Annotated in this window: 23 protein-coding genes, 1 tRNA gene and 1 pseudogene; 3 read left to right on the forward strand and 22 right to left on the reverse strand. The window is 33.1% G+C overall.

Annotated elements, in window-relative coordinates:
• Nucleotides 1-4 precede the first annotated feature (4 nt).
• The gene (locus ACMHYH_RS07630; RefSeq protein ID WP_414838812.1) at nucleotides 5-877 is read right to left on the reverse strand and encodes an N-acetylneuraminate lyase; all 873 of its coding nucleotides are present in this window, start codon (nucleotides 875-877) and stop codon (nucleotides 5-7) included.
• 435 nt (nucleotides 878-1,312) lie between these two features.
• On the opposite strand from ACMHYH_RS07630, the gene ACMHYH_RS07635 reads away from it, so the two are divergent.
• Complete coding sequence (locus tag ACMHYH_RS07635) at nucleotides 1,313-2,119, forward strand: MurR/RpiR family transcriptional regulator (protein WP_414838813.1); 807 nt, start codon at nucleotides 1,313-1,315, stop codon at nucleotides 2,117-2,119.
• A 49-nt stretch (nucleotides 2,120-2,168) separates the two neighbouring features.
• Here ACMHYH_RS07635 and ACMHYH_RS07640 read toward each other — a convergent pair whose 3' ends face one another.
• From ACMHYH_RS07640 to trhA, 5 genes are all read right to left on the reverse strand, one after another.
• Nucleotides 2,169-3,614, reverse strand: coding sequence for a TrkH family potassium uptake protein (locus tag ACMHYH_RS07640; RefSeq protein WP_414838814.1), 1,446 nt, complete (start codon nucleotides 3,612-3,614; stop codon nucleotides 2,169-2,171).
• Nucleotides 3,607-4,983 carry a Trk system potassium transporter TrkA gene (gene trkA, locus ACMHYH_RS07645; protein WP_414838815.1) on the reverse strand — a complete coding sequence of 459 codons (1,377 nt, stop codon included), beginning with the start codon at nucleotides 4,981-4,983 and terminating at the stop codon, nucleotides 3,607-3,609. The genes ACMHYH_RS07640 and trkA overlap by 8 nt, the downstream gene beginning before the upstream one ends.
• 318 nt (nucleotides 4,984-5,301) lie before the next feature.
• On the reverse strand, nucleotides 5,302-5,985 hold the full coding sequence (locus tag ACMHYH_RS07650; RefSeq protein WP_414840371.1) for an N-acetylmannosamine-6-phosphate 2-epimerase: 684 nt from the start codon (nucleotides 5,983-5,985) through the stop codon (nucleotides 5,302-5,304).
• Between the two features lie 10 nt (nucleotides 5,986-5,995).
• Nucleotides 5,996-7,534 carry a glucose-specific PTS transporter subunit IIBC gene (gene ptsG / locus ACMHYH_RS07655; protein ID WP_414838816.1) on the reverse strand — a complete coding sequence of 513 codons (1,539 nt, stop codon included), beginning with the start codon at nucleotides 7,532-7,534 and terminating at the stop codon, nucleotides 5,996-5,998.
• A gap of 202 nt (nucleotides 7,535-7,736) precedes the next feature.
• Nucleotides 7,737-8,390, reverse strand: coding sequence for a PAQR family membrane homeostasis protein TrhA (gene trhA, locus ACMHYH_RS07660; protein WP_414838817.1), 654 nt, complete (start codon nucleotides 8,388-8,390; stop codon nucleotides 7,737-7,739).
• 307 nt (nucleotides 8,391-8,697) lie between these two features.
• On the opposite strand from trhA, the gene spxA reads away from it, so the two are divergent.
• Nucleotides 8,698-9,102, forward strand: a complete 405-nt coding sequence (gene spxA / locus ACMHYH_RS07665) for a transcriptional regulator SpxA (protein WP_414838818.1) — start codon at nucleotides 8,698-8,700, stop codon at nucleotides 9,100-9,102.
• Nucleotides 9,103-9,275: 173 nt separating this feature from the next.
• On the opposite strand, the gene ACMHYH_RS07670 is transcribed toward spxA, so the two are convergent.
• From ACMHYH_RS07670 to ACMHYH_RS07685, 4 genes are all read right to left on the reverse strand, one after another.
• Entirely contained in the window at nucleotides 9,276-10,211 is a 936-nt protein-coding gene (locus ACMHYH_RS07670; protein ID WP_414838819.1) for a dipeptidase, read from the reverse strand.
• 372 nt (nucleotides 10,212-10,583) lie between these two features.
• Nucleotides 10,584-10,739: a hypothetical protein gene (locus ACMHYH_RS07675; protein WP_414838820.1), complete on the reverse strand. Its 156-nt coding sequence runs from the start codon at nucleotides 10,737-10,739 to the stop codon at nucleotides 10,584-10,586.
• Between the two features lie 138 nt (nucleotides 10,740-10,877).
• Nucleotides 10,878-11,270: a GDSL-type esterase/lipase family protein gene (locus tag ACMHYH_RS07680; protein WP_414838821.1), complete on the reverse strand. Its 393-nt coding sequence runs from the start codon at nucleotides 11,268-11,270 to the stop codon at nucleotides 10,878-10,880.
• Between the two features lie 13 nt (nucleotides 11,271-11,283).
• The gene (locus ACMHYH_RS07685) at nucleotides 11,284-12,159 is read right to left on the reverse strand and encodes an ROK family protein (protein WP_414838822.1); all 876 of its coding nucleotides are present in this window, start codon (nucleotides 12,157-12,159) and stop codon (nucleotides 11,284-11,286) included.
• Between the two features lie 190 nt (nucleotides 12,160-12,349).
• Here ACMHYH_RS07685 and ACMHYH_RS07690 point away from each other — a divergent pair, with 190 nt between their 5' ends.
• A complete protein-coding gene (locus ACMHYH_RS07690; protein ID WP_414838823.1) occupies nucleotides 12,350-12,763 on the forward strand; it encodes a hypothetical protein in 414 nt (137 codons plus the stop codon).
• Between the two features lie 67 nt (nucleotides 12,764-12,830).
• On the opposite strand, the gene ACMHYH_RS07695 is transcribed toward ACMHYH_RS07690, so the two are convergent.
• From ACMHYH_RS07695 to ACMHYH_RS07750, 12 genes and pseudogenes are all read right to left on the reverse strand, one after another.
• Nucleotides 12,831-13,214 carry a VOC family protein gene (locus tag ACMHYH_RS07695; RefSeq protein WP_414838824.1) on the reverse strand — a complete coding sequence of 128 codons (384 nt, stop codon included), beginning with the start codon at nucleotides 13,212-13,214 and terminating at the stop codon, nucleotides 12,831-12,833.
• Between the two features lie 15 nt (nucleotides 13,215-13,229).
• Nucleotides 13,230-13,619 (reverse strand): VOC family protein, encoded by a 390-nt coding sequence (locus tag ACMHYH_RS07700; protein WP_414838825.1) that lies wholly within the window; start codon nucleotides 13,617-13,619, stop codon nucleotides 13,230-13,232.
• Nucleotides 13,620-13,677: 58 nt separating this feature from the next.
• Nucleotides 13,678-14,665, reverse strand: a pseudogene (gene mgrA / locus ACMHYH_RS07705) (L-glyceraldehyde 3-phosphate reductase).
• A gap of 201 nt (nucleotides 14,666-14,866) precedes the next feature.
• A complete protein-coding gene (locus ACMHYH_RS07710; protein ID WP_414838826.1) occupies nucleotides 14,867-15,046 on the reverse strand; it encodes a hypothetical protein in 180 nt (59 codons plus the stop codon).
• A 30-nt stretch (nucleotides 15,047-15,076) separates the two neighbouring features.
• On the reverse strand, nucleotides 15,077-16,096 hold the full coding sequence (mglC, locus tag ACMHYH_RS07715) for a galactose/methyl galactoside ABC transporter permease MglC (RefSeq protein ID WP_414838827.1): 1,020 nt from the start codon (nucleotides 16,094-16,096) through the stop codon (nucleotides 15,077-15,079).
• A 56-nt stretch (nucleotides 16,097-16,152) separates the two neighbouring features.
• On the reverse strand, nucleotides 16,153-17,661 hold the full coding sequence (gene mglA / locus ACMHYH_RS07720) for a galactose/methyl galactoside ABC transporter ATP-binding protein MglA (RefSeq protein ID WP_414838828.1): 1,509 nt from the start codon (nucleotides 17,659-17,661) through the stop codon (nucleotides 16,153-16,155).
• 124 nt (nucleotides 17,662-17,785) lie between these two features.
• The gene (locus tag ACMHYH_RS07725) at nucleotides 17,786-18,817 is read right to left on the reverse strand and encodes a galactose ABC transporter substrate-binding protein (protein WP_414838829.1); all 1,032 of its coding nucleotides are present in this window, start codon (nucleotides 18,815-18,817) and stop codon (nucleotides 17,786-17,788) included.
• Nucleotides 18,818-18,986: 169 nt separating this feature from the next.
• Entirely contained in the window at nucleotides 18,987-19,883 is an 897-nt protein-coding gene (locus ACMHYH_RS07730; protein ID WP_414838830.1) for a DUF368 domain-containing protein, read from the reverse strand.
• A 106-nt stretch (nucleotides 19,884-19,989) separates the two neighbouring features.
• Complete coding sequence (locus tag ACMHYH_RS07735) at nucleotides 19,990-20,973, reverse strand: substrate-binding domain-containing protein (protein WP_414838831.1); 984 nt, start codon at nucleotides 20,971-20,973, stop codon at nucleotides 19,990-19,992.
• 22 nt (nucleotides 20,974-20,995) lie between these two features.
• Nucleotides 20,996-22,723, reverse strand: coding sequence for a histidine kinase (locus ACMHYH_RS07740; protein WP_414838832.1), 1,728 nt, complete (start codon nucleotides 22,721-22,723; stop codon nucleotides 20,996-20,998).
• Between the two features lie 29 nt (nucleotides 22,724-22,752).
• On the reverse strand, nucleotides 22,753-24,399 hold the full coding sequence (locus tag ACMHYH_RS07745) for a response regulator (protein ID WP_414838833.1): 1,647 nt from the start codon (nucleotides 24,397-24,399) through the stop codon (nucleotides 22,753-22,755).
• A 160-nt stretch (nucleotides 24,400-24,559) separates the two neighbouring features.
• A tRNA-Leu gene (locus tag ACMHYH_RS07750) sits at nucleotides 24,560-24,643 on the reverse strand.
• Nucleotides 24,644-24,916: the final 273 nt, after the last annotated feature.

The raw sequence follows: 24,916 nt of genomic DNA on the forward strand, positions 1-24,916 counted from the left end.
CTCCTTATTGGTTAAAATATTTTTTATATATTTCTTTAGTTCTTGCTCTTTGCTCGTCATTTGGTTTCTTCATAGGTTCGCGGCAATATTGAGCATCTACGCCTAATTCAGCTAACAACAATTTAATAGTATTATATAGACCATTTGAAAGTAAGTCCGTAATCAAATCGTTGGATTCACTCTGAAGTTTTCTTGCTTCGACTAGGTCGCCTTTTTCAACAGCTTCAAAAGTTGCTCTTGCTTTTAGTGCGTTAACGTTGAATGTTGACCCAATTGCTCCATCTACTCCTAAAGAGACAGCTGGTAACAGCATTTCATCAAATCCTGAATAGATAATTTTATCTGGGAAACGATTTCTGACACGTTCAAGCAAGTAAAAATCTCCAGCAGTAAACTTAATTCCAACAATCTTTGGATTTTCAAACAATTCAGCAAATTGATCTTCAGAAATAGATACACCTGTTAATGCTGGAATAGAATAAAGAATCATTTCTGTGTCAACGTTTTCTAAAATACTATTGTAATAACTTTTGATTTCTTCAAAATCAAATTTATAGTAAAAAGGTGTAACAGCTGAAATTGTTTTATAGCCTAACTCAGTGACAAATTTTGCTAACTCTTTAGCTTCTTTTAAGTTTACTGAACCAACTTGAGCAATTAGATCAACTGCTCCTTTTGTCTCGTCGTAAGCAATTTCAAAAATACGTTTCTTTTCTGACGTATCTAGCATAAAGTTTTCTCCGGTGCTGCCGCCTACATAAATACCGTCCACTTTATTTTGATCAATATTGTATCTTACTATTTCTCTTAATCCTTTTTCATAAATTTCTCCATTTTCATCATATGCTACTAATAGTGCTGAATATATTTTTCCCATTACCGTCACCTCTTCTTATTAGTTTCATTCTTTTACTAGTTGCCTATTACCATTTGTACAGTTTTATTTTTAATTAATGAACGTTGCGATTCCATTGCTACTAATTTAATGAACTCTTTATTTCTTTAATCCACCTCTTTTATTAAACAATCTAATTACTGGTTACGCTTACATTTACAATACTACCATATGGTATTTATTTTTACAATAGTTTTTTATGAAAATTATTTTCTTTTAGTCGTTTTTATATTCATCACTCTCTTTTATTAAATGAGTTTGATAATAAACGAGATAAAATCAAGTATTCAATTAAATAAATAGGATAGTATCCTTTCATTCTCTTAAACTGATTCTTTTCCTTTACAAGAACACTTTGTGTAACGCATCATAAAATGGTATTCTAAAAGAAAATGAAAGCATAGGTAGGTCTATAATATGATAACTAACTTGAATCTTTCAAATCGTATTTCACAAAATTATACTTTTTTAACAAAAAAAGATAAGCTCATCGCAAACTATATACTAGAAAATCAAAAAGATGCTCATTCATGGAACATTAAAGATTTAGCTCAGCTAACAAACGCATCAAATGCGACTATTACTCGTTTTTGTCACAAATTAAATTACACTAGTTTTTCAGAGTTCAAAACTCTTATCAGTCAAGAATTACACCAAGATCCAGAACCTGCTTACTTAACAGAAAAAATAACCGATTATTATAACCAATTGATTTATTCTTCTTCACAATTAATTAATCCTTTACAAATTACCGAGTTAATACAAGCTATTCAAAAAGCTTCTAAAATAGTTGTTTGTGGTTTAGGCAGCTCAGGTCTGAGCGCTATTGAATTTGGTAATCGTCTTACAAGAATGGGATTGACTATCGATGCTATCAAAGATCCTCATATGATGGTCATGAGTGCAACACTACTGAATGAAGACGATTTATTAATTGCTATCTCAAACTCTGGTGAAACAGATGCTGTTGTTCAAGCTTGTGAAACTGCAAAAAAAGAAAAAGCAACGATTGTCGCTATCACAAATCGAAATCATACCCGTCTAACTGAAACAGCAACTGATGTTTTATTCGCTTCAGATAACAGAACAATTATTGATGAACGTTTTATCAACAGCCAACTTCCTATTTACTTTATTTTAGATATGCTGTGCTATGCTTTACTTGAAAATGAAACCTACTTAGCTAATCGTAAAAAAACTTTATTCGCTTTAGAACTCCACTAAATCAAAAGAGTGTTAGACAAATTGTCTAACACTCTTTTGATTTAGTGGCTTATCGTCTCCATGTTCTAGGTGAAAAAAGAATAATAATTGGAAATATTTCTAGTCTGCCAGCAATCATAACAAAAGATAATACTATTTTAGACCAATTCGATAATCCTGAATAACCTCCCATTGGGCCAACTGTACCCAAACCAGGTCCAATGTTATTAAATGTCGCCACAATTGAGCTAAATGCAGACTCAAAATCGTTAAAGTCTAGCGAAATAATTAAGACTAACGCTATAAAAATAACGATATAAACCAATAAATAATTTACTACACTTCGAAGAGTATCTTGTTCAATCGTCTTTTTTTCATGTTTGATCACTACAATCCGATTGGGTTGGCTCATTCTTTTGAATTCAGCAATAGCCGACTTTATTAGTAAAGCTATTCTTGAAATTTTTAAACCTCCAGCTGTCGAGCCAGCCATACCACCAAAAAACATCAATAATACTAAAATCATTCTTGAAAAAAGGGGCCATTCTCCAAAATTGACAGTTGAAAAACCTGTTGTGGTGATAATTGAAGACACTGAAAAGAAAACATCTCTCACCATCATTCCAATTGATTCGTATGTTGTATAAATATTTAAACAAATTAAAAGAATAGCAGATCCAATAATAGCAAAATACCAACGTAACTCTTCGCTACTAAATACTTCTTTTATATGCCCGATCAAAATCAGATAATATAAATTGAAGTTGATTCCAAATAAAATCATACCAACACTTAAAACAACATCTATATACGTGCTATCATACGCCAAAATACTCCCATTTCGAACTCCGAAACCACCCGTTCCTGCTGTACCGAAAGCATGCAATAGCGCATCAAAAAAACTCATTCCTCCAAAAAGCAATAAAATAACCATCACTGCAGCCATAGCAAGGTAAATGGCATATAAAATTCTAGCTGAAGCTGATAATTTTGCTACAACCTTACCAAATACTGGACCAGGTACTTCCGCTTTCATGATATGAACAGATTCTGAACCTGTTTGCGGCATAACAGCAAGCGCAAAAACCAATACACCCATACCTCCAACTAAATGTGTAAAGCTGCGCCAAAACAACATAGAATGAGCTAGTGCTTCAACATCGGTTAAGATGCTTGAACCTGTCGTTGTAAATCCACTACTTGTCTCAAAAAAAGCATCAATAAAAGAAGGGATATCACCACTTATAACAAAAGGTAAAGAGCCAAAAAAGGATAGAACAATCCAGGATAGTGAAACAATAATAAATCCTTCTTTAGCATACATTTGACGCTTATCAACTTTACCTTTGCATAATAACTGACTAATGAATAGTAAAGTAACCATAACAATTAGAAAACTGAATTGATATATTTTGTCTTCTTTATAAATAAAGCTAACAATCAGAGGCGCTATCATCAAGACAGCCTCGATTCTTAAAATTCTTCCAATTATAAATTTTACAACTGACTTATTCATTTTTTTTGACCTTCTTTGGCTCTCTGATGTCATCAATGTCATTAAAATAACTATTTGAACTTACGACAACAACATAATCTTTTGGTTTAATCACATCTTTTCCATCAGGGAAAATAACTTTCTTTTTCCTAATAATATAAGCGATTAAAAGATTATTTTTGGTATTTAACTGACTTAATGGGATATTAATAATTTTACTGCTTTCCTTAACTTTAAACTGCAGAACCTCTACTTGATCATCTGCTAGACGATATAAAGCCTCAACATCTGAGCCTTCAGACTCTTCTAACGAACGGACAAAACGGATGATTGAATTAGCAATAATTCGTTTTGGTGTAATCACTGATTGCAAACCGACACTACCAAGGATTTTCATTAATGAAATACGATTAATTTTTGTGATGATTTTTTTCATATCTTTTTTTGCAGCATACATTGAGTTGATTACATTTTCTTCGTCCACACCTGTTAAGCTAATGACCGCATCGTACATTTCCATACGCTCTTCATCTAGTAACGTTTGATCTGTTCCATCTCCATTGATAACAACTACTTCTGGAAAATGACTACTCAATTCAATAGCTTTTTTCTCGTTATGCTCAATAACTTTGATAGTTAGTTTCAATGGAGCTAATAAGGTTAGTAAATAATAAGTGATTCTTCCGCCACCGATAATCATCACGGATCTGATTTTTTCTTTATAAGAACCTGCTGCTTTATAAAATTTATTTAATTGTTTTTGACCACCGGTTACATAAATACGGTCTCCTTTTTGTAAAATACTCTCTCCAAAAGGAATAAAAGCTTCCTCGCCTCTAAGAACAATCATAACCATAATATCTTTATGTTGATTTTTGAATTCCACTAAATTAATATCAGCCAATTTACTTTTTTCATTGATTTCTAATTCCACCATATTTACTCGTCCATAAACAAATGACTCTACACTCAACGCTGAAGGGAATTTGATTAAGTTAGCCATATGTTTAGCAGCTTCTAATTCTGGATTAATTAGCATAGTAATGCCTAAGCTTTCACGAACAAAATCTATATGAGTTGAATATTCTCTATTCCTTGCTCTTAAGATTGTGTTTTTAGCACCTAATTTCTTAGCTATAATAGAAGCAATCATATTGATTTCATCCATTTCAGTTACTGCAATAAATACATCACATTCTGGAACATTCGCCTCTATTTGAGCATCATAATTTGCGCCATTGCCAACAATTCCAATGATTTCTGTTTTATTAGCTATTCTTTCTAGAATCCTACTGTTTTTCTCAATCAGGATAACATCGTTTCCTTCTGTCGAGAGTGCGACACAAAGAAATTCGCCAACTTTCCCTCCACCTACAATAACAATTTTCATCGTGGGTTCTACCTCCTAAGTTGTTCTATATTTTCTCGCTTAGTTTTATCTTAAATTTTATTGTTTAATCAGCGCACTCTATTTTCTAAGCACATTTTTTTAAAGAGCATCCAAGCGCTATCGTATCATTCTATAGCTAAACATTCTAGTCTTAAAGTCAATAAATTGTAATCTAAATTTTACCACAAAAAAGACTGGTTTCGAAAGGTTCTTTTAGTTGTCTTCATTTTAGATTTAAAAAGAATATTCTTTCTAACTATTTAATAAAAAAAAGGTAAAAATAGGAATCTAAGCTCCTATTTTTACCTTTTTATCTTTTTATTCGTTCGTTATCTTATCGATAAACGCTTTTGTGATTAATTGAGGTCTCGTAATTGCACTACCAACAACCATTGAGTAAACACCTAGTTCTTGACAACGTTTTGCTTTTTCGGGTGTATCTACGTGTCCTTCAGCAATAACAGGAATTGTCACTAGCTTTAAAATCGCTTTTAGTCTTGCAAAATCATCATCTGCAATATTGTGTCCTTCAGACTCTTTTGTATACCCCATTAACGTTGTTGAGACACAATCAAATCCTAATTTTTCTGCTTCTATTGCTTCCTCTAAGGTTGCAATATCCGCCATCAACAACACGTTAGGATAAGATGAACGAATAGATTGAACGAAATCAGCTAATTTCTCATCATTATGACGCTTACGACACGTTGCATCTAATGCAATCATTTCACAGTTTGACTCAGCTAACTCATGAACTTCTTTCATCGTAGCTGTAATATAAATATCTGAATCTTCGTAATCACGCTTTACAATACCTACTACTGGTAGGGTTGTGTGTTTTTTAATTTCAATAATATCTTCTTTTGAGTTCGCTCTAATCCCACTAGCTCCACCTTGTTCTACCGCTACGGCCATTCGTCCCATAATATACGAACTGTGTAAGGGCTCATCTTCTAAAGCCTGACAAGATACAATTAATTTTGATTTTACTTTTTCTAACATATTCAATGTGTTACTCATCTCCTAAAATTTCGGTTACTTCGTTTTTAATGACTGTGACTTGTGGGCCATAAATAACTTGTACTCCATTTCCTCTAATTAAGACACCTTTACTACCTGTCTCTTTCAGCGCTTCTTTATTTACTTTTTTGCCATCTTTTACTGTTACACGTAGTCGTGTTGCACAATTGTCTACGTTTACGATATTTTCTTCTCCACCTAAAGCACGAATAATATTTAGTGCACGGCCTTCAGGTTTTTCCTTAGTCTCTGCTACTTCTAATTCATCTGTACGACCTGGCGTTTTAAAGTTAAATTTCAAAATAAGGAATTTAAATGTAAAGTAGTATAGGAAGAACCAGACAATTCCTATTAAAATAACTGTCATCCAGTTTGTTTTAGCGTTGCCTTGTAAGACTCCAAAAAGAATGAAGTCTATGAATCCGCCTGAAAAGGTTTGACCAATAGTAATTTCAAAAATATGAGCTAGCATAAACGCTAGTCCATCAAAGAATGCATGAACAACATATAGGGCTGGTGCGATAAATAAAAATGAAAATTCTAGTGGTTCAGTAATTCCTGTTAAGAAAGAAGTAAGAGCAGCTGATAACATCAATCCACCAACTACTTTTTTATTTTCAGGTTTAGCTGTTTGATAAATTGCAAATGCAGCACCTACTAAACCAAACATCATCGTGATAAAACGACCAGACATAAAGCGTGATGTTCCTTCAAAGAACTGAGTGGTTGTAGGATCAGCTAATTGTGCAAAGAAGATATTTTGTGTTCCTTGAACGAGGTTACCTCCAATTTCTAGTGTTCCACCTAGTGCTGTTTGCCAAAATGGCAAGTAGAAAATATGATGTAGTCCAAAAGGTCCTAATAAGCGTAAAATAAATCCATAAAAAAACGTTCCAACATAGCCAGTTGCATTCACAATGTCTCCAACACTGAAGATAACGTTTTGGAAAAGAGGCCAAACAAAGTACATAATGCTTCCTAAAATAATTGCACCGAATGATGTGATAATTGGTACAAAACGTGATCCACCAAAGAAACCAAGGTATTGAGGCAATTCAATTTTATAAAAACGATTGTGCAAATATGAAGCCATTATTCCAACTAAAATACCACCAAAAACTCCTGATTCTAGGGTTTGAATACCCAATGTAACTCCTTGTCCTACAGCAGCTAAATTTTCTGTTACTAAGCTACCATTCAGACCTAAAATAGCATTTGTCGTTGCGTGCATTACTAAAAAACCGATTAAAGCAGCTAATGCTGCAGTCCCTTTATCATTGCGTGCTAATCCAATAGCTACACCAACCGCAAATATAACAGGTAAATTAGCAAAAACAACACTACCAGCACTACTCATAATTGTAAATAATGCTTGTAACCACCTAACATCTAATATCGGGTAAGCAAGAACGGTATTAGGATTCGATAACGCCCCTCCAATACCAAGTAATAAACCTGCTGCTGGTAAAATTGCAATCGGTAACATAAAAGATTTCCCAAACTGTTGCGCTTTTTCAAAAAAGGTTTTCATTCTTTTCACTCCTCTATATTTTGTGTTTTATTTTATATCATTTATTCTACTTCATGTAAATGTTTTCGTCAATATGTTTTAAAAGAAAATTTTTTCTTTTTAGATTTATTTATTTTTTGTATACTATCTAAACACAAAAAAGTTTGGTCTGTTTATTTCATGACTAAACGAAATAAACAGACCAAACTTTTTAAAAAGAATGTTAAGCATAAATTAAAATACTAAAGTAAACAAATGCCGTTCCTGTCATAACAAATAAATGCCATAAGACGTGCATATACTTCACAGAACGCATACTATAGAAAGCTGCCCCGATTGTGAATGCTAAACCGCCTGCTAGCAACAATCCAAAACCGTTTATTCCTAGCCCGGTATAAAGCTCTTTAATTGCAACTAGGCATAACCAGCCCATACCGATATATAACACTGTTGAAATATTTTTAAAACTTTCAATCCAGATACTTTTATAAATCACACCTAAAAGAGCAATAGTCCAAACAACATAAAATAAAGCCCAACCTTTTACTCCACCAATTGTTACAAGACATAGCGGTGTATAACTTCCTGCAATAAGAATATAGATGCTACTATGATCAAAAATTTTAAATACTTTTCTAGCTTTCGTAAAAATTAAGCTGTGATAAAGTGTTGAACTCAAATAAAGCAAAATTAAAGACGAGCCGAATATACAATAGGAAACCAATTCAAGAGTAGAACCTGATCTAACTCCTTTTAAAATCAAAATAATAAGTCCAGCAATGCTTAGCCCAGCACCTATACCATGAGTTACTGCATTTAACACTTCATTTGTAATTAAATACTTTTTAGAGAAATCCGGAATTTTTTTCATATCCATCCTCCACTTTCTTAAATTTAAATTAACTAATTAGTTTTCATTCTATCATAGATTCAAAAACTACACAACCTAGTTTAGTTAACTACATGTCTAAGATGACATAACAAACGCTATAATATATATGATTATTGTTTATTTAAATGATATATGTTTAAAACGTTTTGTTGAAAATGCCTATTTGTATTGCTTTTGTTGCTTTTTACTTCTATACTAAAAGTAGTTCAAAATATCACAATTTAATTTCTGAAATCTTTTACCGCTCCACTTACCTAGTTAACTTTGCTTTGACTTAAAAGGAGGACAAAAAATGATTATGCTGTATACATCCCCGAGTTGTGCTTCATGTCGTAAGGCACGTGCCTGGTTAGAAGAAAATAATCTCGAGTACTTAGAAAAAAATATATTTAAGGAACAGTTAACCGAATACGACCTTAAAGTTATTCTAAGTTTAACAGAAAATGGAACAGAAGAAATTATTTCATTTCGTTCTCAAATTTTTCATGATTTAACTATTGATATGGAAAACATTTCTCTAAAAGAATTCATCCATATTATTTTAGAAAATCCTGGGTTGATCCGACGTCCTATTCTCATTGATGATAAACGATTGCAAATTGGGTTTAACGAAGAAGATATTCGCCGTTTCCTACCACGTGATGTCCGGAAGTTAGAATTAAAAAAATTGCAAGAAAAACTACTAATAAATTATTAAAAAAAAATACACCAATCCTACTCTTTAAAATACCAGACTGTAAAAGTTGAGCTTTAGAAACTTTCACGGTCTTTTTAGTATGAAAACGAGTATAAACACAGTTTTCAACTGTATTCATACTCGTTTCCACATGATTACTTCAACTATCTCTCCTACTTTACTTACTCATTCTACTAACTAGGTAGGTGATTTAAAAAGTTTTGCGAAGCAAATCCCTCTACTTCTGCTTTTGAAAAGATTTCTTCTAAAGCTATAATTAAATTTTGAAACTGTCCAGCATGCGTTAATTTTTCTATATGTGAACTAATTCCATCAAAATCTGAACCAAATCCAATTATTTTCATTGCTCCTAATGTTACTAATGCTTCAACGTGCTTTACTAAATCGTTTATATTAGCTATCTTTTGAATTTCTTCTTCAACAGTGAAAGGTGGATTAAAAACGATATGAATTGGTGCATTGCGTTCAATCATTGCTTTAATTTGATCATTATTTAAGTTTCTGACATGTCCGCACAAATCTAGAACATTTGAATGAGTCGCAATTGGGTATTTCGCTACTTTCATGACGTCCCAAAAACTTGCAACACTTAAATGAGAGACATCTGTAAATACTTTTCTATCATTTAATTTCGCTACAATATCAAAACCAAAAGCCGTTAATCCTCCACCTCTTGGCTCTTGTACTCCATCTGCTGCTAAATTAGCTGGATTCCAGGTCAAACCGACAGACAAAACACCTAAATCTAATAAATGATCTAGTTTAGTTAAATCATTTCCTATTGCTTCTACACCTTCTAATGTTAAGAAGGAGCCTATCTCACCATCTTTTAATTTTTTTATATCATCCCACTTTTTAATCTGTTTCATTTCAGGGTTTTCACCTAGCACAGCTTGTTGATAATACGCTACTTGTTCTAAAGCAGCAGCATATTTTTCTTCTACTAAAATAGTTGGTTCAATAAATATAGCAAAAGCCTGAATTTTAACTTGGCCTTCTTTTAAGCGAGTTAAATTTACATTTAATTCATCTGATGTTTTAAAATCTAACTCTCCATTTGATTGTTGCAACTTTAATAAAGTATCACAGTGTAAATCGATAATATCCATATCTATTCTCCTTCTTTCTAATTAGTGAGATTTAGCCTTATCTATGTTAGCCATCATACGGTATTATGAGATAATGTGCAAAAAGAGCCTCTTAAAAAATGAGTTTATTTTCTTGTAGATTTAAATTGTATGTAAAAAAAGGCAAAAAAAAAAGCACTGACAAAAGTCAGTACTTTTTTCCGATAATAGTTATTTTCATAACTAGGTCCCATGAATTCCACAAAACAGAGGGGTCCAAACACCTACATCTTGTAGTTGTACTAAAAGTACGGTGTGCCTTATCTAAATTCTAACCACTTGTCGCCGCAGCGAAATGACCGAAGTCATCTGGTTAGAGTCAACTCATCGCATGTAAGTAACTATACTATATAATTATTTTAAATACAAGCACTTTTTAATTCTTTTTACGTTCTTTTTATTTCCTTTATCATTTTCAATTTTTTCTAACCACGATTTAGCTAGTAACGCATGACCTGCTAAAGTAGGATGAACCCCATCTTCTGTTACAGAACCATTTCCCCATTTCATTCCAAAATCTTTAAACTTCTCAGCTAATTCAATGTAATCTGCCTGATATTCTTTTGCTAATTTACGGATAACTTGTATTCGAGGATTTAATTCAAGTTCAAAAGATTCTTGTTCACTTGAATCTTTTACTACAAACGGTTAAATTAAAATGATTCTTGCTTTTGTTTCCTGCTTAGCTTTTTCTAACATTAATCGATAAAATAATTCAAATTTATCGACACTTTCTTGAATGCTTACTTTTTCTTTATCTATATTATGCCAAGCATCATTTATACCCACAAGAATAGAGATAATATCTGGTTGTAATTCAAGACAATCTTCTTTCCAACGATTTGCTAAGTCTGTTACTTTATCGCCACTAATCCCTCGATTAAGAAACGTCAATTCAAGTTCTGGATAACATTCCAATAAGTGTGCGGCTATTAATAAAGGATAGCCTTTGCCTAAATCTTTCAAGTCTTTACGGTTGCGTCCTACATCTGTAATGCTATCTCCAATAAAAAGAATAGTATCTTTTTTATTTAGCCTCATTTTTTTACCTTCTTCACTTTATTTTTTGTAAATAATGATAAACTGCGCCAATTAAATTTGCATCATTTTTGAAGGTACACGTCTTAATAACAGGTTTAAAAGGTGCTATTGTGACTACTTCCATAATTTTATCAAACTCTTCTTCTAATTTTTCAATTAAATCAAGCTTATTAGAGACCCCACCACCAATCAAAATAAGTTCAGGATCGTAACTATACTGTAAGTTAAATAGTCCACGAGCTAAATAAGTATAAAAAGTAGAAACTTCTTCTTTTGCTATCAAATCGCCTTGTTCAGCTAGTTCAAAAACTTCTTCTCCAGAAATACTGATTGGTTCTATATTTTTTCTTAATGCATAACGTGCTGCCATATTAACGGCTGTTCCTAAGTCACTAAACGTTTGATTATCCGTCATCAGCATGAATCCAAACTCTCCGCCAAATAAATGCTTGCCTTGCTTAATTTCACCATCTACAATCACTGATCCACCGATCCCTGTTCCAACGACTACAAATAAAACATCTTTGATGCCTTTAGCAGCGCCTTTCCAAGTCTCTGCTAGAGCAGCACAATTTGCATCGTTTTCAAACGTTACTGGACACTTTAACTCTTTTTCTAATTCATCGTAAATAGGAAATCTGTGAATGTAAGGTACTGCACTTGCTCCATCTATCGAACGTTTTTTCTGATTCACTGCTCCAGGAGAACTAAACGCTACACCCTCTAGCTCAAATTTTTCTTCATAGTGTATTTTAATCTCTTTACATGCTTGCTTCATTTCACTCCATGTAGCAGGTGTTTTCAAGCTTCCTTTGTGGCTTAACTTCTCCTCTTTCCAGATGCCATACTTAATCGATGTTCCACCTATATCAAACGCTAAAATAGCCATTATATCCCTCCTCATTTATAAGGATAGGCTACTTTATATCAAAAGGCTAGAAGAAGTTAAGCCTTTTCATTTTTGCTCTTTACAGTCCTTTTATACGTTAAAATAGCAAATAGCTCTTTTTTGCCTTATACTAGTATTAGACGTTTAGTTTAAACCTTGTAGTCAAATTATTAGAGGAGGCTTCACAAAAATGGAAGAAGAAACTGTTTTAAATTTTCTAAAACGACACGGTTTAGAATCGAAACAGGGGCAATCTATTTTAGCTGAAAAGATACTATCTAAAGAAAATTGGCTTGTTTCTGTTTTTAAAAAGAATAAACAAAAGTCTTATTGTATTAATTTTTCAAAGAATGAATTGGTTTTAATTCCTTTAGATGAAAAAACATCTTCTTTAAAAGAAGGTATTTATAACCAACTACCTTTAAGTGAGATAAAGGAACTTTATTTTGAAAAACCAGCTGCTGATAATGAGCTAGTTGTTGAATATGAAGATGACTCTAAACCAATAGAACATTATTTTATTCCTCAAGAGAATGCTGTATCACCTTGGCACAGTAGGAATCTAATGCACTTGATGGAAGAAATCGGAACTAAAAATAAATAAATTAAAAAAACGAGTGAGGGAAAAATTATCCCCCCTACTCGTTTTTTTATCTTTATTGGTTCTAGTCTTACTTATTTTGAATAACTTCAATTTTATACCCATCTGGATCTAAAATAAAGAAGTAGTTTGCTGCTCCATCACTTAGCCCTTTTAAATCCGTTACTTCGTTGCCTGATGCTTTATATTCTTGATGTGTTGCTTTTAAATCATCTACTCCGATAGCAATATGACCATAGCCATTTCCTAATTCATAAGGCTCTGCCTGATTATAATTATACGTTAATTCTAACTCATAGCCACCTTTTTCAATGGCTAGATAAACAAGTGTAAACATTGAATCTGGATAATCACCCCGTCTAACTTCGTGAAAACCAAGTACATTGGTATAGAAATCCATTGATTTTTCTAAGTCTTTCACTCTTACACACGTGTGCAACATTGTTTTTGTCATTTAAAAACTCCTTTTTTAGTTAGTCATCATATATAGCTCGATTGGCAAACCATCTGGATCTTTTAAAAATGTGTATGAACCGCCAGTAAATTCATCTACGCGAATCGTCTCTGTTTCGATACCGCTTTGATGTAATTCAGTGACTACCTCACTAAGATTATCTACAGAAAAACAGAGGTGCCTTAGTCCACGAGCTTCTGGAGTCGTTGGGCGTTCTGGTGGATTTGGAAAAGAAAATAATTCTATTTCGCTCTCTCCAATTTTTAAATCTAACTTATACGAATCTCGTTCTTTTCTATAATTTTCTCGAATGATTTTTAGTCCAAGTATTTTGGTATAAAAATATTTAGACTTTTCATAATCCGATGCAATGATAGCTACATGATGGATACGATTCAGCTTCATTTTCTTATCCTCCAGCGAAAGAGGACGAATGAATCTTCGCCCCTTACTTACATTTTAATTAAGACCGTAAGATTTTTTCAATTTCAGCTAATTCTGTTACTGTAAAATCAAGATTATCTAACGCCTTCACGTTGTCTTCAATTTGACTCACTTTGCTTGCTCCAATTAGGACACTTGTTACTTTCCCATCTCTTAGAATCCATGAAACAGCCATCTCAGCTAAGGTTTGCCCGCGGCGTTTTGCAATAGTGTTCAAGGCTCTAGATTGATCAATTTTAGCATGGACTTTTCCTTCATCTAAGAAGATACTGCTCGAACGTCCTGCTCTAGAGTCTTCTGGAATACCATCAAGAACGGTCTGTTAACATGCCTTGAGCTAATGGACTGAACGCAATGGAGCCTAATTGATTTTCTTGTAAAACATCTTGTAAGCCATCTTCTATCCATCGGTTATACATGCTGTATGAGGGTTGGTGAATAATAAACGGTGTCTTAAGGTCTTTAAATATTTTTGTGATTTCTGTTGTTTGTTCAGCAGAATAATTAGAAATCCCAATGTACAAAGCTTTACCTTGGCGAACCATTAAATCTAAAGCTTGAGCTGTCTCTTCAAAAGGAGTATCTGGATCTGGACGGTGAGAATAAAAGATATCTACGTAGTCTAGTCCCATACGATTTAAACTTTGATCAATACTAGCTGTCAAATTCTTTTTAGAACCAAATTCGCCATAAGGTCCTGGCCACATATAATAACCTGCCTTACTAGAGATAATCAATTCATCACGATAAGGAAGTAAATCTTGTTTAAGAATACGGCCAAAATTTTCTTCCGCACTACCTGCAGGAGGGCCATAATTATTGGCTAAATCAAAATGAGTGATACCTAAATCAAAAGCACGGTGAACCATTTTACGACTATTTTCAAATAAATCAACGTCTCCAAAATTATGCCATAATCCTAGTGATAGAGCTGGTAACTTTAATCCACTATTGCCTACACGATTATAAATCATTTTTTCATAACGATCTTCTGCTGCTTGATACATTGACTCACTCCGCTTCTTTAATTATTTATTATACGTTTTCATTATATCGCTTCCATATAGAGATAACAACCTGTACGAATCGGCCATTTCTTACAGAATAAAAAAGTGAATTATTCTGTTTAAGTAAATACTGAAATGAAAAGACACCCACTAAATCCACTAAAAACGATAGTTGATTCGTGTGAATGCCTTCTTACCTGATTAACTTAGCAATGCAATACCTAATACAATAACCAACGCGGCAACAATTCCAAATATAAATTTGTTAATGGAATCTACGCTGACGTCAATTTTTTCATAAAGCGAATCTTTTCCTATAACTTTTTTTGCAGTTGCTTGTTCTTCTGTTTGTGATAAATCAACGCTTTCTATTTCTTCCAAAACAAGACTCTCCAATCTGAACCAATAGCATTACTTTTTAACAATGTATTTACGAACATCAATAGAAACGGCTAAAATAATGATTAGACCTTTGATGATGTACTGAAGATAAGGACTAACTCCAACAAATGTTAAACCGTAGTTAATGAATTGTAGAATAACCGCTCCCATAATAACACCCGGGATAGTTCCAACTCCTCCAGAGAATGAAACTCCACCAATAACACTTGCTGAAATAGCATCTAAATCATAGTTTAATCCAGTGTTACTCGTTGTTGAACCGATACGGGCTGCTTCTAAGAAGCCAGCAATTCCATAAAGTAAACCTGAAATAATAAAGATAATCATAATATTTTTAACAATATTTACACCAGATACTTCAGCAGCTTCTGTGTTTCCACCAATAGCATACATATTTTTACCTAATTTAGTTTTATTCCAAACAAACCACATAATGACTGAAATAATAGCCGCATAAAAAATAACGTACGGCAATTGAACGGGTCCAATATCGACTGTATTGCGTACTAAATCTGTGTAGCGAACGTCTAGCGAACCAATTGGTTGTGCTCCATTAGGTGGACGATCGATATAAATTAGCGATAAGCCATACGCAATCAATTGTGTGCCAAGAGTAATAATAAAGGCGTGAACTTTTAATTTTGCTACACCAAAACCATTAATTGCACCAAACATCATCCCAACTGCGATAGCTGCTAGTAACGGCAAAATAAGTGGAAGTGCAGGTAAATTCGGATACATTCTTGAAGCATATGACGTACTTTGCGCTAAAGAAGAAGCAACGACTGCCGTAAGCCCTAATATTCGACCAGCTGATAAGTCTGTTCCTTTTAAAATGATTAATCCAGCAGCACCTAAGGCCATAATGATTCTAGTGGAAGCTTGTCCAAGTATATTTGTGATATTTTGTAGTGAAATGAATGATGGCTCCATAATAATTACAACCAGTATTAAAGCACCTAATACGATGTATAAAGAATAATTTAGGAGGAAATCATTCAAGGACATTTTCTTTTGTGTGTTCTCCATTTTTACACCTCTCTTAAAAGATCTTGAAAGTTAAGCTTTTAGATTATTTAACTGAATTAAATAAATTTCGCTGACAATCTCAAAATCTCTTCTTGTGTCATATTTTTTGTTTCGTCTATCCCTGCTACACGGCCATTTGACATAACGAGCATACGATCACTTATTCCTATCAACTCAGCCATTTCACTAGAAACAACAATGACAGACTTGCCCTTGTGTGCTAGTTCTAAGATTAGTTGGTAAATTTCGTATTTTGCTCCTACATCAATGCCGCGTGTTGGCTCATCTAGCAAATAAACATCTGCATCGGTTAATAACCATCTTCCGATAATCACTTTTTGCTGATTTCCACCAGATAAACTTCCGATATGTGTTTTAGAACTTGGCGTTTTAACATTCATACTCTTAATCACGCCAGCGGTATCTTTTTCCATCGATTTATCATTAACTATTCCATTTTTTGTGTAATGGTTTAAGTTAGCAATGATTGCATTAAATGTAATACTTAATCCACCAAATATCCCTGTTGCACGGCGTTCTTCTGTTACAAAAGCAAAACCATTATTGATAGCATCTCTGGAATGATTATTTTGAATCACTTTTCCATTTAGTAAAATTTCACCTGATTCATGGCGAGCTACTCCGAAAATGTTTTCCAACAGCTCTGTTCTTCTTGACCCTACCAGTCCAGCTATTCCTAGTACTTCACCTTTTTTCAAAGTAAAAGAGACGTCTTGTATCGAAGGTTGATACGTTGCTGTTAGATTTTTCACTTCTAATACAACTTCACCAGGCACATTGTTTTTAGGTGGGAAACGATCACTCAATTCTCGTCCAACCATTAAGTTGATAATTTTTCCCATAGTCAACTCTGCTGCTGGTGCTGTACTGACCCATTGTCCATCACGCATAATAGTAACTTCGTCAGATATTCGTAAAATTTCTTCCATTTTGTGCGATATGTAGACTACAGCACAGCCTTCTGCCTTTAGCTTATTAATGATTCTGAACAAATGATTCACTTCTTTTTCTGAAAGAGAAGACGTTGGTTCATCTAATACTAAAATTTTTGCACCGTAACTAACAGCCTTAGCAATCTCTACCATTTGTCTTTGTGATACAGATAAGGTCCCAATTTCTTTTTTAGGATTTAGATCAATATCTAACTCTTTAAATATATTTTCAGTGTCTTGATACATTTGTTTTTCATCTACTAATAGACCCTTCATTGGAAAACGTCCAAGCCAAATATTCTCCATGATACTTCTACGCATCACTTGATTTAACTCTTGGTGAACCATTGAAACACCGTGTTCTAAAGCATCTTTAGGATTTTTAAACTTTGTGGATACACCATCAATCAAAATATCTCCTGCATCTTCTGTATAAATTCCAAATAGACATTTCATTAACGTAGACTTTCCCGCTCCATTTTCACCCATTAAAGCATGAATCGTGCCTGGTCTTAGGCTTAATTGTGCTTGATCTAAAGCTTTTACTCCTGGAAATAATTTATCAATATTTTTCATTTCTAATACATAAGTAGGTGTTGCCAAATAAATCACCGCCTCTATTTAAACTCATAATTAAAAAACAATAAGAATTGATCAGTAAAGCATTTACTTACCCTCTCAATTCTTATTATCTTATCGCTTCTATTTTTTACTTATTGCTGATTCAAAAAGCTATTTACTCTCCTGAGTAAGCTTGGTAAGGAATGCGAATTGAAATTCCTGTGTCATCGTATTCATAATCTGTGCCGTCAATATAATCTTTGTCTTGAGTAGCGTTTACACCCAATGCGAAAATAGCTTCTGCCATTCCTACTGCATCTTGTTTAACGGTACCTGACATGTAGTTTTTAGAAATTAAGTCTACTGCTTCATCTGTAGCGTCTACTCCAAAGACAGGAATGTATTTGTCATCGCCGTTATTGTATCCACCGGATTGCAATGCTGAGATTGCACCAGATGCCATTGAATCATTGTTTGCTAAAACAACTTCGATATTGTCGCCTTCACGAGATAACCAAGCTGAGACAGCTGTATTCGCTTTATCTGCATCCCAGTTTGCTACTTGTTGTCCAATTTCATTTACTTCAATGCCTGCATCTTTAATCGTTGATACTGAGAATTTAGTACGGGCAATAGCTTCGGGATTGTCTGCGTCACCCATCAACATAACGTAGCTCAAAACACCATCGCCATTTTTATCCAACGTTTTATCTGACTTCCATAATTCAGAAACCATTTCTCCTTGAATGACACCTGCTTCTTCTGGTTTTGTTCCAACAAATCGAGCTTTATCGTAGCCAGTCATTACTTCCGCATCTGGTTCGCGGTTAAAGAAAACTACTGGAATATCTGCTGCTGCTGCTTTATCAATAACTGTTTGTGCTGCACCAGTATCAACAACGTTTACTAATAGTACTTTGACACCTTTTTGGATTAAGACATCAATTTGATCATTTTGTGTTGCTTGATCGCCTTTAGAGTCGTTTAATAATAATTCAACATCTTTGTTGCCTTTTGACGTATCTTCTAATGCTTGTCGAACAGATGAAATATAAGTGTCATCGTATTTATAAAATACTACCCCTATTTTCTCACCAGATCCTGATGAATCTGATCCTGCTTCTGAATCTGAATTTCCACAAGCAACTAATGTGCTCATTGTTAATACTGCAGCTGAACCTAATAAAAATTTCTTGAATTTACTCATTTTCCGAACCTCCAACTAACTTATTTTCCCTACATGTAAACGTTAACATTTTACATGTAAAACGACTATGTGATTTAATACTGTTTGTGTTCAAAATGATACGATGTTCATTTTTCACAAAAAAAAAAGTAGATTTCTCTACTTTTTCATCTGTTTTACACCATACTCTTCAGTGAATCTTCTTTTTACCTAATTGATAGATACCCATAAAGCATAAAACCATTAAAACTAAGCCAATCAAGGCAAACGGCAATCCATTTGTAGTTGTTAAATCATTTAGTGCATTAGTATTGTACATAATAGCAAAAGGCGAAGCGAGTACAAGTCCTAAAATACCACTATATGTTAATGAACTATAATGTTTAAACAAATACTCAATCACTTTACTAATTAAAAAGATTCCAATTAAAACGCCAATACCAAAAACACTTAAAACAATAAAATTAGGTAAAAGAGTCGTCATATCTCCTGCTCGCAAAGCATCAATAAAACTCGTAATGGTATTGATAATAGAATAATAATACCCTAAAATCATTAAAACCAATGACCCACTCATCCCCGGAACAATCATTGTTGCCGAAGCGATGACTCCAATCCCAAATAACTTTATCAAGCTAAATGGTGTTAGCGCGATTGCTTCAAAAGAAGACTCTGCTCCTTGAAACATTGGTAAAATAGCTACTAATGCAAACATGATCACAAAAACGACTAAATGACTGACTGTTAACTTTTCATTTTTCATTTTTAGCCCTGCTCTAAAAGAAACCCATAAAACGGGAACACCACCCAATATTAATCCAACAAAAGCTAAGGCTGTTGGAAGTGTATATTGGCTTAATAAAAATTCAATCGTATAAGTGAACGCAACAATTCCAAAAGCAGCACCAATCAAAATCGGCAGCAACGTCTTCAGACTAGCTTTCCAATTCTTAAATAACTGACTAATTGAAAAAATCATGCGGTCATAAATTCCAAGTGAGACCGCCATTGTTCCTCCGCTTACTCCTGGTATAATATTTGAAATACCAATGACCATCCCTTTAAGTATATCTATCAAATAATTCATATTCATCCTCATTTACTATATAATTTGCTACTTTAACATAATAACAGAAGTAGACTATCAAGTGAAATTAAAAAAGGATTAAGATTGTTTATTTTGATTGTTCTTATTAAGGAGAATAAGGTGAAAATGGAAATAAAAATTTTTCTTTATTTGACTGGTACATATTCTTTTTAGTAATCCATTCAACTTCAGTAAACATTGGTTCTGCTATTTTTTTATTCTCGGCTGGATTAAGAGCTTGCTGAATAGAAAGATAGCCAATAGCAAATGGATTTTGGACAATTAGTGCATCGATACTTTCATCTTCTAGCAACTCAATACACTCTTTTTGGCTATCAAAACCAATAACAGCGACTTCATCTTGTAATTTTTTTATTTTTATTGCTCTTCCAGCACCAATAGTTGTTCGTTCATTAAAAGCTACAATTCCGTCCATCTCAGGGTACTTATCCAACATTTCTTCCGTTAAGAGTTGAACCGTCTCACTGTCTGACCAAGATAATTTTTTTTCGATAATTTCGATAGTCGAAAATTGGTCAATAAAGTCGTAAAAAGCTTGTTCTTTTTCTCTTTCTTGACCACTAGTTGATCTGTCTTCAAAATTTAATATACCTATCTTAGCTTTTTTTCCTAATTTTTGAATAACTGCCTTTCCTGCCAGTTCTCCTGCTTCTTTATTATTTGTTCCAATATACTTATGTTCATAAGGATCACTTAAAAAACTATCTATCATAATAAGCTTTATCCCTTTTTTGTAAATTAGATCTAATTCTTTTTTATTTTTCTCTATATCTACTGCAGAAAAGATAATCGTTTCGACTTTTAAATCGATTGCTTCTTTTAAATAAATAGTTTGTTGATCACTATCATTTTTTTTATCTGGAACTCTCTTCAAAATACTAACATCATCGTATTCTGAAATTGCAGTGGCGACTCCTTCTTCAATCATCTGACTATGATAAGAGTCTTGAGAATCTAGAATCAACATAATCGTTTGATTAGTCGTTGACTGTTTGACGCACCCTACTAATAATGTAATTAAACAGAACAATCCGACTAGCAACTGATTTCTTCGCTTTTTATCAGTCATATGACCAACCTTTCTTAGTTCATTAAGATTTTGGCAGCCAGATACTAATTGTCGTGCCTTTGTCTAGCTCACTTTCTATTTCGATACCATATTCTTTTCCAAAATACATTTGAATTCTTTGGTGAACATTTCGAATACCAATTCCACCTTTTTTACTATCTTTTCCTTCTTCAATAACTTGGAGAATCTCTGGAGATATCCCAACACCATCATCTTCTATTTGGATTAAAATTCGATCTTCTTTATCTAGTACTCGAATTGCAATACTGCCTTCATCTACCATCCGTTCGATTCCATGGTACAAAGCATTTTCAAGAAAGGGTTGAATAATAATTTTTATTGTCGTATTTGTTAAGATAGATTCGTCAGCTTCAATTGAATAGTGAAAGTGATCTTTGTATCTAATTTGTTGAATCGTTAAATAACTCTGGGCATGAGCTAGTTCTTGGCTGATTGAAATATAGTTGCCGCCTTTATTTAATGAAATACGGAGTAATTTACCTAGTGCTGCGACCATTTGGGAAGCTCCCTGGTTGTTGCCTCTTTCAGACATCCATAAAATAGATTCTAATGTATTGTATAAAAAATGAGGGTTAATTTGTGCTTGTAAAACCGTCATTTCACTCTTTCTTAATTCTTCTTGTTCTTCCTTTACTTGAACCATCAATTCTTTTACATGATCAATTAAGTGATTGTATGACCCAGATAATTGTTGTATTTCCGTAAATCTATTTTCATGTGTATAGACATCAAACTTATTGTCATTCACATCTCTCATCACTTTTACCATATTGGTAATGGGTCTTGCAATATACCTAGAGACACTGATGCTCATTAAAGTAATTAAAATAGCGAGTGTTAAAAAAATCCATAGAGTATTTTTTCTTATTTCTGACACTGCTTCTTGTAAAGAATCTTTTAAATAAGAAACACCAATGACCTTCCAACCTGTAGAAGGAATCGTGGCTATAGCAATCGTATTATTTTGGTCTTGTGTAACATAGACCCCATCTGCTTTATCTTTGACAAAATCAAGTTTCTCTTCTTTAGCGTTTGTTTGGATAATGCGTTGTTGTGGATGATAAATTAACCTGTTTTTTTCATCTACAATAAAAGAGTAGCCTCTTTTCCCAATCGTTACTTTATTAAAATAGCTACCCAACGAATTAAAATTGTAATCAATTAATAAAATATACCGCTCAGCCTGAATCGTTACGGGTGATGTGACAGATAATACCCATTGATAGTTTTTTTCAAATAAATTTTGGACATGAGGAGAAGAAAATGTAATTTGTTCATTTCTTTTTTCTTTTTGAAACCACCTTTGATCATAAATTGTTTCTATTTTTTTAGGTGTGTACTGCGAAGGAGCATGGTAACTAATTTTTCCTTTTTCGTCTACTAAACTAATAGAAACAACATTGCGATTTAAACGAAAGCTTGTTCCTAATAATTCTGGTATTTGGTCATCTTGAAGAGTTGTTTTTTTTAGTTCATCTAAGATACCATAAGCTGTTGCATTCATATTCGCAATTTCATTCGTTAATGTGATACTAGATTGTGTAACACTCTGACGTGTTGTTATCTTAGTTTGGTTAATAAGGGTTTCTTCAAAAATAACAGATAAAAAAATTGAAAACAATAAAATTGTAATCACTGATAAAATCCCTAAAGCTAGAGCTAAAATAACCTGTAAACTTCTCATTTTTTTATTCCATCGGCTACTTACTTGTTTAATATAGTTAAACATATGGCTTCACGTCTTTACTGACTAGTACATTAAATCAGCAACTCTTTCTCTTTGAATGTTTCACGGACTTTATTTGGCGATTCTCCAAAATATTTTTTAAAGCAATAAGAAAAATAATGTTGATCGGTATAACCAGAATCTACTGCTGCTTCAAGCACTTTACAATCGGTTGTTAACAAGTGCTCTTTAGCCTTTTCCATTCGAATTTTTATTAACGCATTTGTAAAAGACAGTCCATTTTCTTTTTTAAAAAGAGCACTAAAATAACTAGGACTAATGGCCATTTGCTTGCTGACCGATTTCAAAGAAAGGGTTGGATCTTTGTAGTGTTCCAACAGATAATCATAACTTTTTTTAGCTAATGAGTCTGTTTTCTTTTTACGTTGAAATTGAATACTATCAACAACCGTTAAACAAAATTCTTTAAACCATTCTCTAATTTCTTGAATTTCTTGGTAATGATGAATATCAGAAATCATTTGAACACGTTGAAGCATGTCTGTATCGTATATCGGAATAACCGATTTATACGCTTTTAATACGGAAACATGTAATTCCATTAAGAATATTTGAAAATGAGTCTGACTATCGCCGTCACAACTTTGAAACAACTCATCAATAAATGCATCTAATTCTTTTTTTGAGCCAATTTTAATTAGCGAAATTAATTTCATTTCATTCGCCTCGTCAAAAACCATCTTCTCTGAACCAGTCATTTCTATATCTGTAATATACACTTCTTTATTTTTCTTCATCAATAGGCCGTAATTTAAAGCCGTAATAGACGATTGAAAAGCTAATTTTGCGTCAGAAAGTGAATTGTATTCTTCACTAACACCAATTCCAACAGAAAAATGAAACAGTTTTTGGGTACTTTCACTAATTTCTTTTACAATAATATCTTTGTATAAATCAATGGTTTCTTTTGTGTCCGATAACATCACAACAATATTAGACGTAAAATTAAACACTTCACCATTTAAATATTTATTGATGATTCGACGGATAACATTGGCTAATGAGAACTTCATCATCTCTAAGTTATGATTGTCTAACTGACTTTTTCTAAAACTTGGTTTATCAATATTAACATTTAATATGACTTGTCGATCCCCTTTTAGATTTAATCGATAAGTTTCAACTAATTTCTTTATTTCTTCTTCAGGAACATCTTTGTAATTATCCGTAATCAATGAAACTAAAAAAGACATTTTAATTCCTTGAAAGTTTTCTAAGTAATCTGTTTCTATTCTTTCCAAATCATTTGCTTCTCTTTTTTCTTCGTCCAATGCTTCATGAACTTTTTCAAGCATTTGTTCTAAATCATTGATTGAAATTGGTTTTAATAAATATTCAATAATATTTAATTTTATTCCACTTATTGCATAATCAAAATCATCGTGCCCACTTAAAAAAACGATCTTAACAGATGGGTGCTTTTCTCTTATTTGTCTAGACAGTTCAATCCCGTCCATTACCGGCATCCTTATATCGGTGATAAGAATGTCTGGTACGTTTTTTTCCATTACTTCTAGTGCCTCTTCACCATTTCCTGCTTCTCCCAATATAAAAAAGCCTTTCTTTTCCCACTCTACTAATTCAATAATAGACTGCCTGATGTATTGTTCATCATCAACTAAAAGAATAGAATACATTTTATCATCGCCTCTTTTCATCCTATTACTCTATTCTAGGTATTCGCTTACATTTTTTAACACTAACTCTTTTCATTTTATAGTTCTCTAATCTTTTTAGTTTTCAGCGTATTTGCCAATAAAAATAGACCTCACTAATTGTATCATCAGTCGAGCTCTACTTCTTTACCCTTTTATTTTATGCGGCCGAGAAGACTCGAACTTCCACCGGGGATACCCCGACCAGCCCCTCAAGCTGGCGCGTCTGCCATTCCGCCACGACCGCATTATTTTTTATTACCCTATTAATAAATCATCCTTAAAAAAACAACCTATTTCTTATACTGATTACTATACAATTACATGAGTAAATTTGCAATAGAAAAATAAGTCTTACATTTTTTTAAATTTTTTTACAATGAATTGCTTTTTTTATTCCTCTGTTAAATTGAATTATAAATGATTATCGTGTAATGTAATTGGTACCAGAGTTTCTTTTATTGTTTTAAGTACGACTAGTCAAACGAGTTTTTTTTAATAGTACGAAAGGAAGGTTGTG

Origin of the sequence: Carnobacterium sp. TMP28 (assembly GCF_047553015.1) — a bacterium.
Taxonomy (GTDB): Bacteria; Bacillota; Bacilli; order Lactobacillales; family Carnobacteriaceae; genus Carnobacterium_A.